We start from the raw sequence: 19,983 nt of genomic DNA, 5'->3' as shown, positions 1-19,983 counted from the left end.
TTTTTGCGCAAAGACCTTTAAGTAATTTACTCACAAAGAGGTTAAGAGGCGCTTCGCTTTTAGAGGAAAACAAACTAGATTACTTAGATAAAAATATAAATATTGAGCGGTTGTTTAGCTCAGCATTTTATTACCCTGCCCTAATTTTCTTCTCTTTTTCTTCTTTTTGCGCAAAGACCTTTAAGTAATTTACTCACAAAGAGGTTAAGAGGCGCTTCGCTTTTAGAGGAAAACAAACTAAATTACTTAGATATAAATATTGAGCAGTTTGTTGCTCTACCCTCATTTACTTCTCATTCTTTTCTCTTTGTGCAAAAAATCTTTAAGTGGTTTACTCAAAAAAGTTAAAAGCGCTACGCTTTAGGGGAAGTGAAAAAACATGGATTACAATCAGCTCACTATTTCAAGCGAAAAACTCTCTTAGCTCTCAGTGGTAATAACTTAGTAGCCCTTAAAGCATGATCTAAATCAACTTAGCTTCAGCCCTATATCTGCTTATGTAAATAACTTGATCTCGATCACGTTGCGACCTGCAAACACCGCCTATGATTAACCCATCAACAACGAGGGGAACAACTCATGAACGTATTCTTTAGAGACTTTTTTACAGATCCAGTTTTATTTATGTCTTTTGGGTTTTTAACCATCGTTGTTTCTTTGTGTATATTTTTTGCTTTTTTCTTTTTGAAAAAAATACATGATGCAGAAATTCCCGAACAAAATTAAGCACGACGCACTAAAGCGCCTTATTAGTTTACTAGTTAGGCGCTTTTTATTTTCTGAAGCGAAAAATTTGGTACACTAGCTTTTCGTTTAATACAAAGTGCGTAGTACAAACATGATCTCTCAGTTCAAACCAGCATGGTGGATGACCAATCGTCACGTTCAAACCATAATGCCGCGTTTTTTCCGCCCATTTCACCACACTCGCTACGAACTTGAGCAACTTGATACACCTGATGGTGACTTTATTGAGCTCGCATGGTCACTTCCACATAACGAAACCGCTCCACTTGCCGTTGTTTTACATGGCCTTGAAGGCAATATAAATAGCTTTTATGCCAAAGGCATGATGAAGGCGTTAAAAAAGCAAGGTTATGCAGTTGTGCTTATGCACTTTAGAAATTGCTCAACTGAAGTCAATCGGCTACCTCGCGCTTATCACAGCGGTGACACCGCCGATTTAGCCTTTTTTATAAATCACTTAAAGCTGCAGTTTCCTGAGCGCACTATGGTCGCTGTAGGTTTTTCGTTAGGCGGTAACGTACTGGCCAAATACTTAGGTGAACAATCACAAGCATGCCCACTAAGTGCTGCAGCGGTGGTATCTGCTCCTTATGATTTGTCGTCATCAAGCGATGTTATTCGTAAAAGCTTAGGTAAAATTTACCAAAAATATCTGCTCGATCGCATGAAAAAATCAATGCAGCGAAAACTGCCACAAATTAAGCAGCAAATTTCTCTAACACCAAAACAGTTAATGAAAATTGACGATTTATTAGAGTTTGATAATCAGTTAACAGCCCCTCTGCATGGTTTTGAAAACGCACACGATTACTATCGCAAAGCCAGTGCAATGCCGTACTTAAAAGATATCGCTATACCTACACTTATTATTCATGCCAAAGACGACCCTATGCTCTCAATTAAGGCCGTACCAAGTAGGCAAGACGTAAGTGAGCATGTTACGCTGCGCATCTCTGACAAAGGCGGACACGTTGGTTTTATTAGCGGTAAAAATCCGTTTAAGCCTATATTTTGGTTAGAGAAAGCCGTGCCATGCTATTTTGGGCAACATGTTTTAGGCAACGCAAACAAAGAGCAATTATGATTATCCCTTTTGAACAACTCGATAAAGATACACTATACAACCTAATAGAAAGCTATGTACTGCGCGAAGGCACCGATTATGGCGAAGTAGAAGCAAGCATCGAATCTAAAGTTAACCAAGTTAAGCTTCAGCTTAAAAATGGTGAAGCGATGGTGTTTTTCTCTGAATTACATGAGTCAGTTACTATTATTTCTAAGGGCGAATTTAAAGCGCTGCAAAGTGAAGAGCATCAAGCAGAGGCGTTTGATTAAGGTGTAGTACTTGTAACTTTTGAATTGAACGTACACAATGGCTTTTTACCCAAAGAGCCAAAACATGATAAAACTCAGCACTCTAGTGGTAGCCATATCACTAGCTTTAACTAGCCAAGCCCAAGCAGAACAAACAATAACAGCATCTGACAAGGCAATTAAACTCGCTAAAGACACCATTTTAATTGATACCCATATCGACGTACCTTATCGAATTCACGAAAGCTGGGTTGATGTAACTAAAGCGACAACTGATGGCGATTTTGACTACCCTCGCGCTGTAAAAGGCGGTTTAAACGCACCGTTTATGTCGATTTATATTCCTGCGCATTTGGAATTTGAAGGTAAAGGAAAAAGCTACCAGCTAGCCAATCAAATGATTGATAGTATGGAAGCCATAGCCCAGCGCGCACCCGATAAGTTTGCTATTGCTAGCTCAAGTACTGATATAGAAGAGCAATTTGAACAAGGCAAGCTTTCTATAGCGATGGGTATGGAAAACGGCTCTCCTATTGAAGGGGATATGAAAAACCTTCAGCACTTTTACGACCGTGGCATTCGCTACATTACGCTAGCGCACTCGCAAAGCAACCATATTTCGGATTCGTCTTACGATATACGCCGTAAATGGAAAGGCTTAAGCCCATTTGGTAAAGAGCTTGTCACTGAAATGAATAATATTGGTATGCTAATCGATGTATCGCATATTTCTGATGATGCGTTTTATCAGGTTATGGATCTATCTAAAGCACCCGTAATTGCCTCACATTCATCACTTCGTAAATACACGCCTGGCTTTGAGCGTAATATGAATGACGATATGCTATTGGCACTTAAAGAAAATGGCGGCGTTATTCAAATTAACTTTGGCTCAAGCTTTGTTACCGCTAAAGCAGGCAGTTGGGGCAAGCAGTTAAAAAGCACAAAAGAGTCCGTTAAAAAAGACGGCACTAAATTAAGCAAAGATTTTGATGCTGCGTACCGCGCTAAAAACCCGTATCCATTTGCAAGTCTTGAGCAGGTGCTTGACCATATTGATCACGTAGTTGAGCTAATTGGTATTGATTATGTAGGTATTGGCTCTGATTATGATGGAGTTGGCGATTCATTACCTATCGGTTTAAAAGATGTATCTAGCTACCCTAATCTTGTTCAAGGTTTAATGGACAGAGATTACAGCGACAAAGATATTAAAAAGATTCTTAGCGGTAATTTATTAAGAGTTTTAAAACAAGCTGAAGAGTATGCGAAAAAGCATTAAAGCTTTTATCATATATTAGTAATTGGCTAAAAGACCAAGAGCTAACTCAATATAAGCGCGGCCTAGCCGTGCTTTTTTTATATCTAAGAGCTCAGTTATTTTCAGCAACCTTTTTCCTCGGGTTTCGTAAAACTTAACCCAAGCTTCGGCAATAAAGCTATACCTAGGAGCAAATCACTTTTCTTCAGGCATTAAAAAAGGCCACCTGAGTGACCTTTTTCTAACAATTAACTTTAACGTTAATTGTTACGCTACGATAGTTGCTACAACACCAGCACCTACAGTACGACCACCTTCACGGATAGCAAAACGAAGACCTTCATCCATCGCGATTGGTGCGATTAGAGTTACTGTCATCTTGATGTTATCACCAGGCATTACCATTTCTACGCCATCTGGTAACTGTACGTCACCCGTTACGTCAGTTGTACGGAAGTAGAACTGTGGACGGTAACCTTTGAAGAATGGAGTATGACGACCACCTTCATCTTTCGAAAGTACGTATACTTCTGAAGTGAATGTAGTATGTGGGTTGATTGAACCAGGCTTAGCTAGTACTTGACCACGTTCAACGTCTTCACGTTTAGTACCACGTAGAAGTGCGCCGATGTTTTCGCCAGCACGACCTTCGTCTAGAAGCTTACGGAACATTTCAACACCAGTACAAGTAGAACGAGTTGTATCATTGATACCAACAATTTCTACTTCGTCATTGATGCGGATGATACCAGCTTCAACACGACCAGTTACAACAGTACCACGACCCTGGATTGAGAAAACGTCTTCGATAGGCATGATGAAAGGCTTATCGATGTCACGCTCTGGCTCTGGGATGTAAGTATCAAGTGCGTTTGCAAGCTCAACAATCTTATCTTCCCACTCTTTCTCGCCTTCTAACGCTTTAAGCGCAGAACCAGCAATTAGAGGTAAGTCATCACCTGGGAAATCGTATTCTGAAAGAAGTTCACGAACTTCCATTTCTACTAGTTCAAGTAGCTCTTCGTCATCTACCATGTCACATTTGTTCATGAACACGATGATGTAAGGAACGCCAACTTGACGAGAAAGAAGGATGTGCTCACGCGTTTGTGGCATAGGGCCATCAGTCGCAGCAACTACTAAGATCGCGCCGTCCATTTGAGCAGCACCAGTGATCATGTTTTTAACATAATCGGCGTGACCAGGACAATCTACGTGTGCGTAGTGACGTGAAGGAGTATCGTATTCAACGTGAGACGTTGAAATAGTGATACCACGTTCGCGCTCTTCTGGAGCGTTGTCGATTGATGCGAAATCTTTAGCAACACCGCCGTATACTTTTGCAAGTACGTTAGTGATTGCTGCAGTTAGTGTAGTTTTACCGTGGTCAACGTGGCCAATTGTACCAACGTTTACGTGCGGTTTTACGCGTTCAAACTTTTCTTTTGCCATGACGGAACCTATCAGTTTTGTGTATCTAAATTACATATGAAAATAATCCACCAGAGGTAGATTAAGTTAATTTTTTCAAATAGTATTTTCTGACAGATAAAGGAAGTAATCAAGGAGATTCTTAGGACTGGTGCTGATAGGCAGAGTCGAACTGCCGACCTCACCCTTACCAAGGGTGCGCTCTACCAACTGAGCTATATCAGCAACACAAGAACTGGAGCGGGCAGCGGGAATCGAACCCGCATCATCAGCTTGGAAGGCTGAGGTAATAGCCATTATACGATGCCCGCATAAAAATCTGTTCTTAAACTACCTCTAACCGTCAAGAATAAAGTGGTGGAGGGAGCTGGATTCGAACCAGCGAAGGCTGAGCCGTCAGATTTACAGTCTGATCCCTTTGGCCGCTCGGGAACCCCTCCACGATAATTCTCTACTAATTCACTTCCGGTAAAAGGAAAGTGGTGCCGACTAACCGAGTCGAACGGTTGACCTACTGATTACAAGTCAGTTGCTCTACCAGCTGAGCTAAGTCGGCACTGCTTTAGTACGGGGCGAGATATTAGAGTAAGGTTTATTGGGATGCAACAATAAAATTAAAAAAAGTGTAAATTTTTAGTTTAAATGCTCAATATTCACGCGAAAACGCGTTTTTTGCACTTTTTTATACTGTTTCGGTTAATTCGTACCAATAATTCAATCCCTTCATTACGAGCAATGAATCAAAAATACTTCCTGCAAATTGCTGCTGCAATAGTGAGCCATAGCCACCAGCAAAAATAATTTGTGTTGCTTGTTCTGTTTTTTGAGCCGTTAAATTCAGCTTAGCTTGCTCAATTGCCCCGATGGTTGCCACTAAGGCACCGTTTTTTAAACCATTTGGCGTGTTTTTACCCAATTCATTAGTAAACGGTGTTTTACCGTCATCAAAAACACGTTGGGTGTTTTGTGTAAGCGATGAGGTCATTAAATCAAGCCCGGGTAAAATCCAGCCACCTAAATGTAACCCTTCACTATTGAGCACATCAATTGTTGTCGCAGTACCCGCATCAACAACAATACATGCTGTGTTTGGATATAACGTAAAGCCTGCAATAAGCGCAAGCCACCTATCTATGCCTAAGTTACCCACATGCTCGTAAGCGCATACAAGATCTCCAAGCGTTTTGGTTACCTTGGCCTCAAAGCTAGTAATATTATTACTAGCCGCTTGCGCGAGAATATCGTTTAGTAAATCACTGCGCCCTACGCACGCATAAATCACTTCGGTTATTTGTAACCAAGGTAAGTTATTTATATCTGCTGGTTGTGCTTGCTCGTTATGCCACAGCACAGCTTTTAGTGATGTATTTCCTACGTCGATCAGTAATCTCATACTTGCGCCTTTCTGAGGGAGACTTCCCCACCGTAATAACTTTTTACTTCACCATCTTGGCGAATTCGTATTCCACCTTGTGGGTCAATACCTTCGCATATTCCACGCCAGCTTCGGTGTCCTGTATTTAGCTCAACATAATCGCCAGCAAACGCATTAAGCGAATTCCATTGCTCATACATATCTTGTAAGCCAGTTTGACGATACTGCACTAAACGCTGCTCTAAATGATAAGTAAGTGACGCCACCAGCTGGTTTTTATCAAGCTTTTGAGTATGTTGATTTAAGTCGGTCCACGCTTGGTCTATATGTTGGCTAAAACTCTCAGGCATTTGTAAATTAATACCTATACCAATCACTAACTGACAAGGTCCTTGCGGTTGCCCATCTAATTCAACCAATACACCTGCAAGTTTTTGTTTATTTATATAAATATCGTTAGGCCATTTAAGCTCTACGTCAATTTGGTATAACGCTTTAATTGCATCATAAACAGCAAGGCCTACCGCAATTGATACACCCATTGCAGCTTGAAGCCCGTCATCTAAGCGCCAAAAATAACTGTAATACAAATTAGCGCCAAATGGGGATTGCCAAACACGGCCGCGTCGGCCGCGTCCTGCTTGCTGCATTTCAGCAACAATAACAGTGCCAGACTCAAGCGCTGTTTTGGCCTGTATACGGCGCATAAGCTCGCTGTTGGTCGAATCAATAATAGGGTGCACTTCTACATCGGCAGTATTAGCACCTAGCGCTTTGTAGTGCTGATCAATTTGCGTTTTATTTAAAAGGCCCACTTGGTTATTCAAACAATAGCCTTTGCCAGTCACTTTAAAAATATCCAAGCCCATTTCTTGTAACGTTTTGATATGTTTACTCACCGCAGCTCGGCTAATTCCTAGCTTTTCACCCAAGGCTTGGCCAGATACAAAGCCACCTTGGTTAAGTGCATTTAAAATAGCGAGTTTGTTTCCATCAGGTGCTTTCATTGCTCAGGCTCCGCGTTAATATGGCATTCGCTGCGCGCATCTATTAAACGTACCTCGTGTTCTAGCATAATGTTGTAACGTGTATAAACCACTTGCTGAATGTGTTTAATCATATTTATTAGGTCGATACCTTCACTATTTCCGTGATTAACAAGTACTAATGCTTGTTGTTGATGCACTTCTATACCGGCCTCGCGGTGCCCTTTTAAACCACTTTGATCGATTAGCCAACCTGCCGCGACCTTGTGATGACTTTGCCCATATTCGTAATGAGGTAAATCTGCAAATTGCTTTAATAGTTCAGCTAACTGCTGGTTGGTTATTATTGGATTTTTAAAAAAGCTACCCGCATTGGCAAGTGTATATGGGTTAGGTAATTTGCTATTGCGCGTTTTTATAACTTGATCGAATACTGCTTGCGGGGTGATGCTTGAGAGCTGCTGCAGGGGGCCATAACTTAATACTGGTTGCCATTTTTTTGGGAGCGCTAAATGCACTTGCGTGATCACCGCTTTATTTTTGAGAGCATTTTTAAATATTGAGTCTCTGTAAGCAAATTCACATTGCTCGTTATTTAGTGAGTGCATAGTTTTAGTAGTTATATCAAAGTGCTCTACCAACTCAATAAATTTAGCTATCTCAACGCCATAAGCACCAATATTTTGTACCGGCGATGCACCCACAGTGCCCGGTATAAGTGCTAGATTTTCAAGCCCGGGTATATTTTTCTCTAATAAATAACTGACTAGTTGATGCCAGTTTTCGCCTGCAGCAATACTAATTAGTGTGTCGCTCTCACGCTCGGTAATTTTAATACCTTTTAAGGCTATTTTTATAACCGTACCCATGTAGTCATTTAAAAATACGGTATTACTGCCCTCGCCTAGCAAACAAAACGGTGCACTAAAACTTTGCGTTTTAAGTTGCTCAAGCTGAGTAATTTCAACAAAATTTTGGCATTGGCTGTTTAATGCGAATGTATGTAAGGAGTGTAATGAATGCGCCACAAAGCTCTCTAAAAATACCGGTAACTAATCGCAATAGTTTACCTCATCGTCGCAAATGTGGCACTAGATTGTAAAAATCACTCAACCCACCGTGTCAATCGTGATATAAAACCAGCACTTTTTTATTTGTGTTCAGAGTAATGATGAAAATTAAACCTCTTTTTTTAAGCCTCGCTATGGCGGGTATGTGTTCGCAAGCAATGGCTAATGCGATTGACCAAAACTCGTATGCTAACCTTGATGATGTTGTTACTACTCACTTAAACCTTGATTTAGATGTCGACTTTGCCGACAAGCAGTTAGAAGGTTTTGTGGAGCATACTCTTCAGTGGAACAACAGCAAAAGTAGAACTCTGGTACTTGATACCCGCGACTTAGACATTGATAAAGTAATGTACAAAGACCAAAGTGGTAACTGGAAAAAGGCGACTTTTGATTTAGCTAAGCGAGATGACGTTAAAGGTTCAAAGCTTACTATTAAGTTTAAAAACCAAGCTGAAGTAGTTCGTATTTACTACAACAGTCGTCCAGAAGCATCTGGCCTGCAATGGTTAACACCAGAGCAAACGGCAAGTAAAACGCATCCATTTATGTACAGCCAATCGCAAGCAATTCATGCACGTAGTTGGATCCCAGTGCAAGATACACCCGCAATGCGTGTAACTTACTCTGCACGAATTCATACACCAAAAGATATACGTGCTGTAATGAGTGCCGATAACAAAGATGCGCTTTATAAAGATGGCGACTACATTTTTGATATGCCACAAGCAATTTCACCTTACCTAATTGCTATTGGCGCAGGTAACTTAGAATTTAAAGCAATGTCGCACCAAACGGGCATATTTGCTGAGCCTACAATTTTAGATGCCTCAGTTGCTGAATTTGACGACACTCAAGCCATGATCGACAAAACAAACGCCATGTACGGCGAATATGCATGGGGTCGCTACGACTTATTAATGCTACCGCCAAGTTTTCCGTTTGGTGGCATGGAAAACCCACGCTTATCATTTATAACCCCAACGGTTGTTGCCGGTGATAAAAGCTTAGTTAACCTTATTGCCCATGAGCTTGCTCATTCTTGGTCAGGTAACTTAGTAACTAACGCAACGTGGGAAGATTTATGGTTAAACGAAGGTTTTACCTCGTACGTTGAAAACCGCATTATGGAAGAAGTATTTGGTCGTGACCGTGCGGTTATGGAACAAGCACTTGATTCAGCGTCTTTACGCGCACAAATTAAAACAATTGATGCACCAGATACACGCCTTAATTTAAAACTTAATGGCCGCGACCCAGACGATGCGTTTAGCTCAGTGCCTTACACTAAAGGTCAGTTATTTTTAATTTATCTAGAAAATAAATATGGCCGCGATAAGTTTGACCCGTTTGTAAAAGCATACTTTAAAGAATTTTCGTTTAAATCACTTACTACCGCGCAATTTGTTACTTACTTAAAAGCTAACTTAATTGAGAAGTACCCTGGTGTTGTAAGTATGGATAAAGTAAACGAATGGATTTTTGAGCCTGGCTTACCAAGTGATGCGCCAAACCCTACTTCTGATGCATTTGATAAAGTAGATACTGCAACAGCAGCATGGTTGAAAGGCGACACAACAGCAGCTCAACTACCAACGGCTGATTGGTCTGTGCATGAGTGGCTACACTTTTTAAATAACTTACCACGCGATTTAAGCATAGAGAAAATGAGCGAGCTTGATAGTGAATTTAACCTAACGCAATCAACTAACGCTGAACGTGCGTTTGCTTGGTTTATGCTAGCAGTAGGTAATGGTTATCAACCAATTTATCCTGCGCTTAATAAGCACTTATCAGGTATTGGCCGTCGTAAGTTAATTGTGCCGTTATATAAATCACTTATCACTAACGGTAAAAAAGACTGGGCACAAAGCGTGTACTTAAAAGCACGCCCTGGGTATCACCCTCTTGCGCAAGGTACTATTGACGCACTATTTGAATAAATAGTGTTAACTAGAAACTAAAAAGGGCCAAATTTGGCCCTTTTGTTTTTCTGTTATTTTACTTTGTTACTTTTTCTAAAAAAGCTTTACGCTCTGCAGTTGTGGCTTGTTGCCACCAAAAATCAAGCATTTGCGGCGCACTTGGCATGCCTTTACCTGTAATTGGTGCTATCGGCTTTATTGGCTGACTAGGACGTGAAGGTCCTGCAGGCATTGTATTTTGCATTACCGGTTTATTGCTTGCTAGCTGCGTGTTAGAAATAACACTTAAAGGCTTAGCAACAGCGCTACTTTTTGCTTTTAAACTAACTTGTGGTGCCTCTGCAAATACTTTTGCAGATACTGAATTTTCAGCACGATTAAACACTAAGGTATAATCTTTACCTGCTTCAACAGTTACACTTACCCAAAATGGTTCCGACTCCACAACTTCGTGCGTGTCATAATCATCTTCATATAAATCGGTGTACTTTAGCCTAAGCTGATAAGTTCCGGGGGCAAGCTCTACATCATCAATACGACTAAACAAAGAGCTTTCTAGCATTTTATCGCCCACTTGCAGTGGTACAAATTCTTCTGGAAAGTGAATATTCTCAGCATTAGCCGAAAAACTAAGTAGTAATGCAACTGCACTACTTATTAAAATTGGTTTAAGCATATTAACTCCTTTATTTGATTTCAGTTTGACACTGCTTTGAAAGTTTGTCATTAGTGAGCTTAAAATTCACAACACTTAATTAGGAACACACTATGAGCCAAGAAACTATTTTTACCAAAATCATTAATCGTGAAATTCCAGCAGATATTATTTACGAAGATGAAAACACTCTCGCATTTAAAGATATAAACCCACAAGCGCCATTTCATGTGTTAATTATCCCAAAAAAAGCAATTGCTACTATAAATGATATAAATCCTGAAAACTCACATTTAGTAGGCAACTTATACGTAGTTGCAGCTAAATTAGCTAAGCAACATAATTTTGCTGAGGACGGATACCGCGTAGTTATGAACTGTAACGAACATGGTGGGCAAACTGTTTATCACATACATTTACACATGCTTGGCGGTAAAGAAATGGGCTGGCCACCTTATCAAAATGTAAAAAAAGTAAAATAATTAAAAGTTTTTATTAAATTGTTCCACTCAATTAATTAGTTACAAATGTTATGATTTTTCATAGTTATAAAGAATAAATAGTTACTTATTTGCAACATTTTGTGTTTAAATAATCGTAATATCGTATTTGTTATTGAGTACATCAGCGATTTTCTAATACAAAAGGTGTGGAAGTCGTGGTAAACTTAGTCAGTCAGCTTTATAAAAGAGTATAAAAAACATGAGCAGTTCAGCCTTTTTGTTATTAGATCAAGAGCCAATTAACACTATTGGTATTAACGTTTTAGAACCTTTGTTAAAAACGCAAGGCCTTGACGTAACCACAGGTACTAATATTTTAGACATACCTGAAGGGACTCGACTTTTGTTTATTGAAACATCAAGCAAGGATGCATGGGGAAAACTAAAAGAACAACTAGTAAACCTACGTATTAAATGCGATATCATATTATTTAATTTAGACGAAAACCCTGAGCTTGCTAATCGTGCATTGTTAAGCGGTATTCGTGGCGTATTTTACACAACAGATAACGCCGATGTATTAATGAAAGGTATTCGCTTACTACTTGAAGATCAACTTTGGTACCGTCGCGATATTATGTGTAATGCATTAAATCGTATGCTGCAATTTAATAAAGATGCGCTGCATAAACTAACCGAAGGTGATATTGAGCCTGTTAAACTTACTAAGCGAGAAAAAGCAATAATCTCACTAATGAGTAAAGGTTCGAAAAATAAAGAGATCGCAGAAGATTTAAGTATTAGTCCACATACTGTTAAAACACATTTATACAGTGCATTTAGAAAAACTAAATGTCGTAACCGTATTGAACTTCTATCGTGGGCACAACAAAATATCCCTGATGAAATTCGTTAATCAAATATTTAGTTTAAATTTAAAAGCAGACACTTAGGTGTCTGTTTTTGTATGTGCTATATACTTATCTAATAACAATTAGCTTAATTAAGTAATCTGTTTTGAGGATTGGTATAAGTGTATACTTTTGATAACCTTAGTTTAATAGCTACTTTGCTGGAATATTAATGCTCGACTCCTTCACTCTTTATTTTGCCAGCATCGCCATCATGGTCGTAATGACCTTACTTAACTTTTTGACATGGCGAACAAACAAACAAATATCGGGCACGCTGCTATACATTTTCTATCCCATATTGCTATTAGGCTCTGTTATTGGCTTTACTCTTGTTGGTGATACACATAATTTAGTAATTATTAGCGCTGCCAGTAGCATGATGTTTGCCGCATCAATAGTGCACTGCCTTTCACTTAGTCAGTTTTTAAATTATCGCGGTATTGGTTTTAAATTACTCTGCTCAGTGACCGCTTTTTGCACTGTAATGCTTGGCTATTACACCTTTTTTGACCCATCTTTACACGAAAGAGTGATTGCATCCGATATACAACACATAGCAGAAGCCGGTTTTTTACTGTTTATATTTATTAAGTGTGCACGCAAACCCTATCCTAATGGCAGCATTGTATACATAACCATTTTAACGCTTGTTGCTTTAAGCTTTATTGGCCGCTCGTTATTTATGGATAACATTGAACAAAAAAATCTTTTAGTAAACGGCTGGTTTAGCTCATTATTATTTTTAAATGGCGTAATTGCTCCCATGTTTTATGCTGCAGGTATGGCGTTATTATGTAATGAGCGCAGAGAGCAGCACCTCAATAAATTAGCCGATAAAGCACAAAAAGATTTAGAAATACGCGGGCTCTTTTTATCAACTATAAGCCACGAAATTCGCACCCCGCTAAACGGTATTTTAGGCAGCGCCCAACTTGTTATGAACCAAACAAGTGATACCCGCAATAAAGCCTATTGCGAAGCGATTATAAATTCTGCCGAATCACTTAACTTATTGGTAGATAAGGTCCTTGATTACGCGAGCCTAGATCAAAGTGACGAAGCGCTTTACGAAGAAGATGTAGAGTTTAAAACATGGCTTAATAATTTATGCTTATTACTCAGTCCTCTCGCCGAGCAAAAGCAACTCAAGTTTGAACTAATATGTAATATTCCTGAGCAAGCCTGTTATTACTGCGACCAGCAAAAACTTAGGCAAATAATTATTAATTTAGTGGGTAATGCCATTAAGTTTACAGACCACGGAACCGTTAAAATTCAGGTTGATTTAGTATTAGAAAAGCAACTTGAGCACACTATAAAAATTAGTGTAAAAGATTCAGGGCCAGGTATAGAAAATGATGAGATAGCCTACTTAACAGAACCTTATGTACAAAGTAGTGCAGGAAAAGAGAAAGGCGGAACCGGCCTTGGTTTAGCTATTACCAGTCGCCTGCTTGAAAAGCTCAGTAGCCGACTCGAAATAGCCAGCCAGCTTGGTACTGGTAGTGTATTTAGCTTTACCGTTACTTTTACTTTAGGTGAATTAAGCCTTGTAGAGCAGCGCCATCAAACTAAAGATTACTTAACAGGTCTTGATGTACTACTGGTTGAAGATTTAGATTTAAATCAAAAAATTGCTATAGAATTTATGGCCGACGATGAACACAAAATTAAGCTCGCAAAAGATGGGAAAAGCGCCATAGAGCTCATGCAAGCTCACCACTTCGATGTTGTTTTGCTTGATATGAACCTACCTGATTTAACAGGCCAAGAAGTACTTAAACGTCTAAAACGCATTGATCATAAAAATCAACGAACTCCAGTACTCGCATTTACTGCAAGCCTTAGCCCCGACGAAGTAAAAGAATATTTAGAATTAGGAATAAAAGACATTGTAGGCAAGCCTATTAAGCACGAAAAGCTTCGCCAAGCACTTAGCGACTCTCAATCTAATCAAACTGCGAGTATTGCAGTAGAGCTTATTGATACGTTGTATGACAAAACAGCGGCCGAAACACTCACCAGCTCGTTTAGTGAAGATGAAGTATCGTCGATTTATAATGAGTTTGTGCTTTCGGCGCGTAACAAGCTAATTCGCTGTCAAAAGCTTATTGATCAACAACCAGAGCAATGCATTAAGCTTTTACATCGCCAAGCAAGTACCGCTCTGCAACTTGGTTTTAATCGCTATGGTATTGAGCTTAAAAAAATAGAACGTCGTTTACTCGATAAAAAGCCACACAACGATATGCTTGATGAAGCGTTAGATCTGTGGCAACGAAGCTTAGAGCAATATTTAAAGTTTGTGCGTGGGCAGTTAGAGTAATAGTGTATTAGCTTTAAAAATAGCTAATTATTAGCCTCTTCCATATTTATCATCAAATCGCTCTATATCGCTTTCATTAAGTACAGTGCCGGTTTGCACTTCAATGACAATTAACGGCTCTTTTTGATTATTAGCCAAGCTATGAATTTGCTTTGCGGCGATATAACACGATTGGTCGTGCGTTAGCGTATGTACTTGCTTATCAATACACACATCTGCAATACCCGAAACCACAACCCAATGTTCAGCGCGATGCTGATGGCGCTGCGTCGAAAGCTTAGCACCGCTGTTAACTGTAATTTTCTTAACTTTAAAGCCAATGCCTTCAACCAAAGTACGGTAATTCCCCCATGGGCGAAAAACCACTTGATGATGGTTAAGTTTATCAGCCTGTGTTGTAGCAATTTGCTTAAGCAACAAAGGCAAAGAATCTAGCTCATTTTGGTTTGCAATTAACGTGGCATCATGAGTATGAATAATTGCTAAATTGCTTACTCCAAGCGTGGCAATAGTGTGTTCAGCCTCGTTAATAACTAAGTTATTAGTACTTTTTTGAGCCATATAATTAGCGTTTAAACTATTACCGTTTTTATCTTTTTTTGTAAGCGCATCAAGGGATGAAAAACTACCTACATCACTCCATTTTAAATCAACAGGCATAACAACTACGTTATTACTGCGCTCTAAAATGGCGTAATCAATTGAATCGCTTGGGCAGTGTTCAAGCGCACTGTTGCTTGGGCGGGTAAACCCTAAATCTTTGGTAAATTGTGCCGCTGCAGCGACACTCGTTGCTATTTTTGGCGCAAACCGCTCGAGCTCTTTTAAATAGGCTGCGGGGGTAAATAAAAACATGCCGCTATTCCAGCTATAACCACCTTGAGCTAAATAACGGTTCGCTGTATCTAAGTCAGGCTTTTCTTTAAATTGTGCAACATCGTAACAACCCGTTCCAGCAATAGCCGCGCCTTGTTTTATATAACCATAGCCAGTATGCGCCTCTGTAGGAGTAATAGAAAATGTAACTAGCTTTCCTTGTTCAGCAAGTTTTACAGCTTCAGGGAGCTTAGCTGTTAATACATCAAAGTTTTTAATATGATGATCGGCAGGCATCACTAATAGCGGACCGGTAATCCCATTTTGCAGTGCATAGTGGGCGGCTAATGCGATGGCAGGGGCGGTATTTTTACCTTTGGGTTCGAGTAATAATGCACTAGGATTTGAGCTGGCAGCTTGCTCGGCGGCAATAAATCGGTGCTGCTCATTACACACTAAAATAGTATTATCAAACAACTCATTAGAAACACGCGCCAATGTACTTTGCAGTAATGACGTGTTTTCATTTAGTAGTGGTAAAAATTGTTTAGGCATTGCTTGGCGAGAAAGCGGCCACAAGCGAGAGCCTATGCCACCAGCTAAAATTACAGGAGTGATTAAAGTGTTCATAATGTATATTAGCCGCCAACAAAAATATCAGCGGCTATTTTAACACTTTATTGGCTCTGCGCTAAATTAACGTGTTTATACTAATGTAAAAGGGTCTGCGTCTAAATAGGCAGGAAACGCCGCTTTAAACTCATCCAATGGTGCTTTTTCAAGTGTTATTGTAACTAGCTGCTCGGTGTTATCTTGCGCTTTAGTTAATGCATCGCCTTTAAAGTCGTATACCGCTGTACCGCCATTGTGCAAGGCACCATTACCGTCTTCCCCCACGCGATTAACGCCTACTACGTAACATAGGTTTTCCATTGCACGCGCCATAAGTAACGTATCCCAAATATGGCGGCGCACAGCAGGCCAATTTGCTACGTTTATCATTACATCGTAGTCGTTATTATTACGTTGAAATACCGGAAAGCGCAGGTCGTAACATACCTGCGGTAATAGTTTAAAACCATTGATTTCAAAAACTTTGCGTGCTTGCCCTGCTACAACGTAGTCGCCCTCACTGCCTAAGCGAAATAAATGGCGCTTATCGTAATAACTCACCTCTCCATCGGGTTTTACCCAATAAAACCGATTTGCTTTTTTATCGCCTTGTGCAACAAGTACCGAACCCGCAATAACCGCATTATGTTTATGAGCCTGCGCCTTTAACCACGTCAGTACTTTACCGTTTTCAGGCTCTGCACAATCTAAATTAATAGCAAAGCCAGTCGAAAATGTTTCGGGCAGTAAAATAAGATCGGGCCGATGCGTAATTGCTTCAAGCTGTTTATTAAACATGGCTAAATTAGCATCTTTATCAAGCCAATAAAGCGAGCTTTGCAATGCTGTAATGGTTAAAGTTGACATAATATTTTCGCAGCCTCTATGAGAGTGTTGTCGTTTTTAGCAAAGCATAAACGAATGACCTTATCGGTTGGGGGCTTTTGATAAAACACACTTAACGGAATAGCCGCAACACCTGCTTGCTCAACTAACCAGTGGCAAAAATCAACATCGTTTAAATCCGATACATCGCTGTAATCTAACAATAAAAAGTAAGTGCCCTGGCTAGGTAAAATTTTAAAACGGCTGTTACTTAAATGACTCGCTAATAAGTCACGTTTTTGCTGATAAAACCCACTTAGCTCATCTATATGCTCGCCTTGCTGCTCGAGCATATCGGCAAGCGCATGCTGTGCGGGGGTAAAACTTGAAAACGTAACGTACTGATGAATTTTTCTAAATTCGACGGCTAAATCTGCAGGTGCAATACAGTAACCCATTTTCCAGCCCGTGCTGTGAAACGTTTTACCAAAACTCGATACAACAAAGCTTTTGGCAAATAATTCATCATCGCGTAATACGCTTAAATGCGGTTGTTCATCAAACGTAATGTGCTCATATACCTCATCGCTTATTACATACAAATTGTGAGTACCAACTAACTCTTTAAGCGCTTTTATATCTTGTGGCTGTAATATTTTACCGCTTGGGTTATGAGGCGTATTAATAATAATTGCACGGGTATTTTTAGTAATTGCTTGGCTCACTACTTGCCAATCAATGGTGTAGTTAGGCGCACTTAAAGCAATGTGTACCGACTTTCCACCAGCAAGTTCAATTGCGGGTTGGTAAGAGTCATATGCAGGGTCAAATACAATCACTTCATCACTTGGGCGCACAATTGTTTGAATAGCCACAAACAATGCCTCTGTTGCACCTGAGGTAACAGTAACTTGATCAGCCGCGTTTATATCAGCTGCATATTTGCGCTTTGCTAAATCAGCAATTTGTTGCTGTAATCGTGGTACACCACTTGAAGGTGAATATTGATTAACGCCCTGCTGCACATAATAATTTAACTGCGTTTTTAAAAGATCAGGAGCATCAAACTCAGGAAAGCCTTGAGAGAGATTAATTGCCGAAAACTCATTAGCCAACCCGCTCATTTGGCTAAATATACTAACGCCTAAATTTGGTAATTTACTTTCAAACACGTGATGCCCTTAATGATGGTTTTGCGCTTAAAGCGATGCTATCATTGCTTAAAACAGAAGTATAGCCGTCTAAAAACAATTAACTTTACGCTCATTAGTGAGGAATGTATGCAAAACAATACCGCTATTTCACAACTTATTGAAGCCGGAAAATGGGTTAGCCAAAAAGGCTGGGTACCCGCAACAGGTGGAAACTTTTCAGCTCGTACTAGCACTGGCTTTGTTGTTACAGCAAGTGGGCACGATAAAGGCTCACTGACGCAAGCGCATTTTTTGCAATTAGATCACCAAGGCGAGCGCCTAGCAGGAGCTGTAAAGCCATCGGCAGAAACACAATTACACCTAAGTTTGTATCAGCTTATACCTGATGCACAGTGTGTTTTGCATACTCATTCTGTAGCCGCCACCGTACTGTCGCAAATTACCCAAAGGCATCAGCTTGATTTAACAGGCTATGAAATGCAAAAAGCACTGAGCGGCTTTACTTCGCATTTAGAAACGCTGAGCATTCCTATTTTCGATAACGATCAAGATATTGACCGATTAAGCCTGCTGGTCAGTGACCATCATTTACATACGCCGATAGAGCACGGCGTACTGATACGTGGTCATGGTTTATATGCAGTAGGACGCAATATTGATGAAGTTCGTCGCCACCTAGAAGCTTTAGAATTTTTATTTAGCTGCGAACTAGAGCGCCTAAAAATAATCGGTATTCAAGCGGGAGTAACTAAATGATTAAAGCCATTTTAACCGACATCGAAGGCACAATAACCCGCATCTCGTTTGTTAAAGAGGTGTTGTTTCCTTACGCGGCAAAGCAGTTACCTACCTTTGTACGTGCCAATGCTAATAAGCCAGATGTAGCCGAGCAAATTAGTGCCGTAAAAGCCTTTATCGAAAAGCCAAACGCCAATATAGAAGAAGTCATTACCACCTTACTTACCTGGATTGATGAAGATAAAAAAATCACTCCACTTAAGCAGTTACAAGGCTTAATCTGGCAAACAGGTTATGAACACGGTGATTTTAAAGGTCATTTATACCCAGATGCATTTGATTTTTTACAAACTCAACACAACAACGATATTACTTTATATGTGTACTCATCAGGGTCGGTAAAAGCGCAGCAGCTACTTTTTAAATACAGTGATTATGGTGACATTCGCAGCTTGTTTACTGACTTTTTTGACACCAAAGTTGGCGCAAAACAAGAGCAAACAACCTATAACACTATTGTTGATCTGTTACCGTTTAAAGCAGCAGAAATACTCTTTTTAAGTGATGTAGCCGGCGAGCTTGATGCCGCGCAGGCTGCGGGCTTAAAAACACTACATTTAATTCGTGATGGGCAAGCAAGCACTAAAGCACACCCTTATATTAATGACTTTAGCCAATTTAAATTGGAGCAATTAGTATGAGCCAATTAACAATATATGCCGACAACGATGCAAACAAAGCACTTGTAAGCACATCAAATGCTGATGATATTGCACAGCAACTAGCTAAAGTAAACGTACGTTTTGAACAGTGGCAAGCAAATGCAGATATTAATGAGCACACCACCCATGAGCAAATTATTAGTGCGTACAAAAACGATATAGATCGGTTAAAAACTGAAAATGGCTATCAAACAGTAGACGTTATATCTCTAGCTAAAGGTAATCCTGCCTCATCAGAGCTGCGCAAAAAGTTTTTATTTGAACATACTCATAGTGAAGACGAAGTACGTTTTTTTGTAAAAGGCCAAGGGTTATTTTGCCTACATTTAGGCAATAAGGTTTATCAGGTACTTTGCCAACATTTAGGCAATAAGGTTTATCAGGTACTTTGCCAACAAGGCGATTTAATTTCAGTGCCTGAACTTACCCCACATTGGTTTGATATGGGAAGCGACCCTGAGTTTACTGCCATTCGCTTATTTAACAATACAGAGGGCTGGGTAGCAAAAAGCACTGACTCGTCTATTGCAGAGCAATTTCCCTTGCTCGATTAATAAAGCTCAGTGCACGCATGCCTAAACTATATTTTCTATAAGCGTATTTATGCTATTTGCAGGATGACTTCAATCACTTAACTCTGTAATATTATTTTAGCAATGCAGCTGATAA

19 protein-coding genes and 4 tRNA genes are annotated in these 19,983 nt (G+C 39.8%); 11 read left to right on the top strand and 12 right to left on the bottom strand.

Annotation, left to right across the window (positions count from 1 at the left end; genetic code table 11):
- The 4 genes from AAEY68_RS09730 to AAEY68_RS09715 form a co-directional block, all read left to right on the top strand.
- A partial coding sequence (locus AAEY68_RS09730) for a hypothetical protein (protein WP_350585869.1) occupies window positions 1-188 on the top strand: 188 nt, incomplete at its 5' end.
- Between the two features lie 650 nt (window positions 189-838).
- The gene (locus tag AAEY68_RS09725) at window positions 839-1,831 is read left to right on the top strand and encodes a hydrolase (RefSeq protein WP_007582255.1); all 993 of its coding nucleotides are present in this window, start codon (window positions 839-841) and stop codon (window positions 1,829-1,831) included.
- Entirely contained in the window at window positions 1,828-2,082 is a 255-nt protein-coding gene (locus AAEY68_RS09720) for a YheU family protein (protein ID WP_007582257.1), read from the top strand. Before AAEY68_RS09725 ends, AAEY68_RS09720 begins: the two co-directional genes overlap by 4 nt.
- Window positions 2,083-2,146: 64 nt before the next feature.
- Complete coding sequence (locus AAEY68_RS09715; RefSeq protein WP_024592698.1) at window positions 2,147-3,343, top strand: dipeptidase; 1,197 nt, start codon at window positions 2,147-2,149, stop codon at window positions 3,341-3,343.
- Window positions 3,344-3,589: 246 nt separating this feature from the next.
- Here the strand turns inward: AAEY68_RS09715 and tuf are convergent, their stop codons facing one another.
- The 8 genes from tuf to murB form a co-directional block, all read right to left on the bottom strand.
- Window positions 3,590-4,774 carry an elongation factor Tu gene (tuf, locus tag AAEY68_RS09710; protein WP_024589451.1) on the bottom strand — a complete coding sequence of 395 codons (1,185 nt, stop codon included), beginning with the start codon at window positions 4,772-4,774 and terminating at the stop codon, window positions 3,590-3,592.
- A 128-nt stretch (window positions 4,775-4,902) separates the two neighbouring features.
- A tRNA-Thr gene (locus tag AAEY68_RS09705) sits at window positions 4,903-4,978 on the bottom strand.
- An 11-nt stretch (window positions 4,979-4,989) separates the two neighbouring features.
- Window positions 4,990-5,064, bottom strand: a tRNA-Gly gene (locus AAEY68_RS09700).
- 44 nt (window positions 5,065-5,108) lie between these two features.
- Window positions 5,109-5,193, bottom strand: a tRNA-Tyr gene (locus AAEY68_RS09695).
- A gap of 40 nt (window positions 5,194-5,233) precedes the next feature.
- Window positions 5,234-5,309 (bottom strand) — tRNA-Thr (locus tag AAEY68_RS09690).
- A 126-nt stretch (window positions 5,310-5,435) separates the two neighbouring features.
- Complete coding sequence (locus AAEY68_RS09685) at window positions 5,436-6,146, bottom strand: type III pantothenate kinase (RefSeq protein ID WP_024593803.1); 711 nt, start codon at window positions 6,144-6,146, stop codon at window positions 5,436-5,438.
- Window positions 6,143-7,135, bottom strand: coding sequence for a bifunctional biotin--[acetyl-CoA-carboxylase] ligase/biotin operon repressor BirA (birA, locus tag AAEY68_RS09680; RefSeq protein WP_024593804.1), 993 nt, complete (start codon window positions 7,133-7,135; stop codon window positions 6,143-6,145). Before birA ends, AAEY68_RS09685 begins: the two co-directional genes overlap by 4 nt.
- A complete protein-coding gene (gene murB / locus AAEY68_RS09675) occupies window positions 7,132-8,142 on the bottom strand; it encodes a UDP-N-acetylmuramate dehydrogenase (protein ID WP_024593805.1) in 1,011 nt (336 codons plus the stop codon). The genes birA and murB overlap by 4 nt, the downstream gene beginning before the upstream one ends.
- Window positions 8,143-8,285: 143 nt before the next feature.
- On the opposite strand from murB, the gene AAEY68_RS09670 reads away from it, so the two are divergent.
- On the top strand, window positions 8,286-10,127 hold the full coding sequence (locus tag AAEY68_RS09670; protein ID WP_024593806.1) for a M1 family metallopeptidase: 1,842 nt from the start codon (window positions 8,286-8,288) through the stop codon (window positions 10,125-10,127).
- Window positions 10,128-10,185: 58 nt separating this feature from the next.
- Here the strand turns inward: AAEY68_RS09670 and AAEY68_RS09665 are convergent, their stop codons facing one another.
- Window positions 10,186-10,785 (bottom strand): DUF2057 domain-containing protein, encoded by a 600-nt coding sequence (locus AAEY68_RS09665; RefSeq protein ID WP_007579888.1) that lies wholly within the window; start codon window positions 10,783-10,785, stop codon window positions 10,186-10,188.
- A gap of 92 nt (window positions 10,786-10,877) precedes the next feature.
- On the opposite strand from AAEY68_RS09665, the gene AAEY68_RS09660 reads away from it, so the two are divergent.
- From AAEY68_RS09660 to AAEY68_RS09650, 3 genes are all read left to right on the top strand, one after another.
- Entirely contained in the window at window positions 10,878-11,246 is a 369-nt protein-coding gene (locus AAEY68_RS09660; protein WP_007579887.1) for a histidine triad nucleotide-binding protein, read from the top strand.
- 220 nt (window positions 11,247-11,466) lie between these two features.
- Entirely contained in the window at window positions 11,467-12,123 is a 657-nt protein-coding gene (locus AAEY68_RS09655) for a helix-turn-helix transcriptional regulator (RefSeq protein WP_004334929.1), read from the top strand.
- Window positions 12,124-12,290: 167 nt separating this feature from the next.
- Window positions 12,291-14,447, top strand: a complete 2,157-nt coding sequence (locus tag AAEY68_RS09650) for a response regulator (RefSeq protein WP_024589456.1) — start codon at window positions 12,291-12,293, stop codon at window positions 14,445-14,447.
- A gap of 30 nt (window positions 14,448-14,477) precedes the next feature.
- On the opposite strand, the gene AAEY68_RS09645 is transcribed toward AAEY68_RS09650, so the two are convergent.
- The 3 genes from AAEY68_RS09645 to AAEY68_RS09635 all read right to left on the bottom strand — a co-directional run bounded on the left by AAEY68_RS09645 (window position 14,478) and on the right by AAEY68_RS09635 (window position 17,872).
- Window positions 14,478-15,893, bottom strand: a complete 1,416-nt coding sequence (locus AAEY68_RS09645) for a mannose-1-phosphate guanylyltransferase/mannose-6-phosphate isomerase (RefSeq protein ID WP_024593807.1) — start codon at window positions 15,891-15,893, stop codon at window positions 14,478-14,480.
- A gap of 75 nt (window positions 15,894-15,968) precedes the next feature.
- Window positions 15,969-16,742 (bottom strand): amidohydrolase, encoded by a 774-nt coding sequence (locus AAEY68_RS09640; RefSeq protein WP_024593808.1) that lies wholly within the window; start codon window positions 16,740-16,742, stop codon window positions 15,969-15,971.
- Window positions 16,730-17,872, bottom strand: a complete 1,143-nt coding sequence (locus AAEY68_RS09635; RefSeq protein WP_024593809.1) for a methionine aminotransferase — start codon at window positions 17,870-17,872, stop codon at window positions 16,730-16,732. Before AAEY68_RS09635 ends, AAEY68_RS09640 begins: the two co-directional genes overlap by 13 nt.
- Window positions 17,873-17,980: 108 nt before the next feature.
- Here AAEY68_RS09635 and AAEY68_RS09630 point away from each other — a divergent pair, with 108 nt between their 5' ends.
- Genes AAEY68_RS09630 through AAEY68_RS09620 form a run of 3 tightly spaced genes read left to right on the top strand, consistent with a single transcriptional unit; the run spans window position 17,981 to window position 19,868 of the window.
- Entirely contained in the window at window positions 17,981-18,610 is a 630-nt protein-coding gene (locus tag AAEY68_RS09630) for a methylthioribulose 1-phosphate dehydratase (protein ID WP_024593810.1), read from the top strand.
- Entirely contained in the window at window positions 18,607-19,293 is a 687-nt protein-coding gene (gene mtnC, locus AAEY68_RS09625) for an acireductone synthase (protein ID WP_024593811.1), read from the top strand. The genes AAEY68_RS09630 and mtnC overlap by 4 nt, the downstream gene beginning before the upstream one ends.
- Window positions 19,290-19,868 (top strand): 1,2-dihydroxy-3-keto-5-methylthiopentene dioxygenase, encoded by a 579-nt coding sequence (locus AAEY68_RS09620; protein ID WP_350585868.1) that lies wholly within the window; start codon window positions 19,290-19,292, stop codon window positions 19,866-19,868. Before mtnC ends, AAEY68_RS09620 begins: the two co-directional genes overlap by 4 nt.
- Window positions 19,869-19,983 lie beyond the last annotated feature (115 nt).

This window comes from Pseudoalteromonas sp. RB2-MNA-CIBAN-0110 (assembly GCF_040309305.1).
Classification (GTDB): Bacteria; Pseudomonadota; Gammaproteobacteria; order Enterobacterales; family Alteromonadaceae; genus Pseudoalteromonas; species Pseudoalteromonas arctica.
This window is presented reverse-complemented; position numbering and strand designations above follow the sequence as displayed.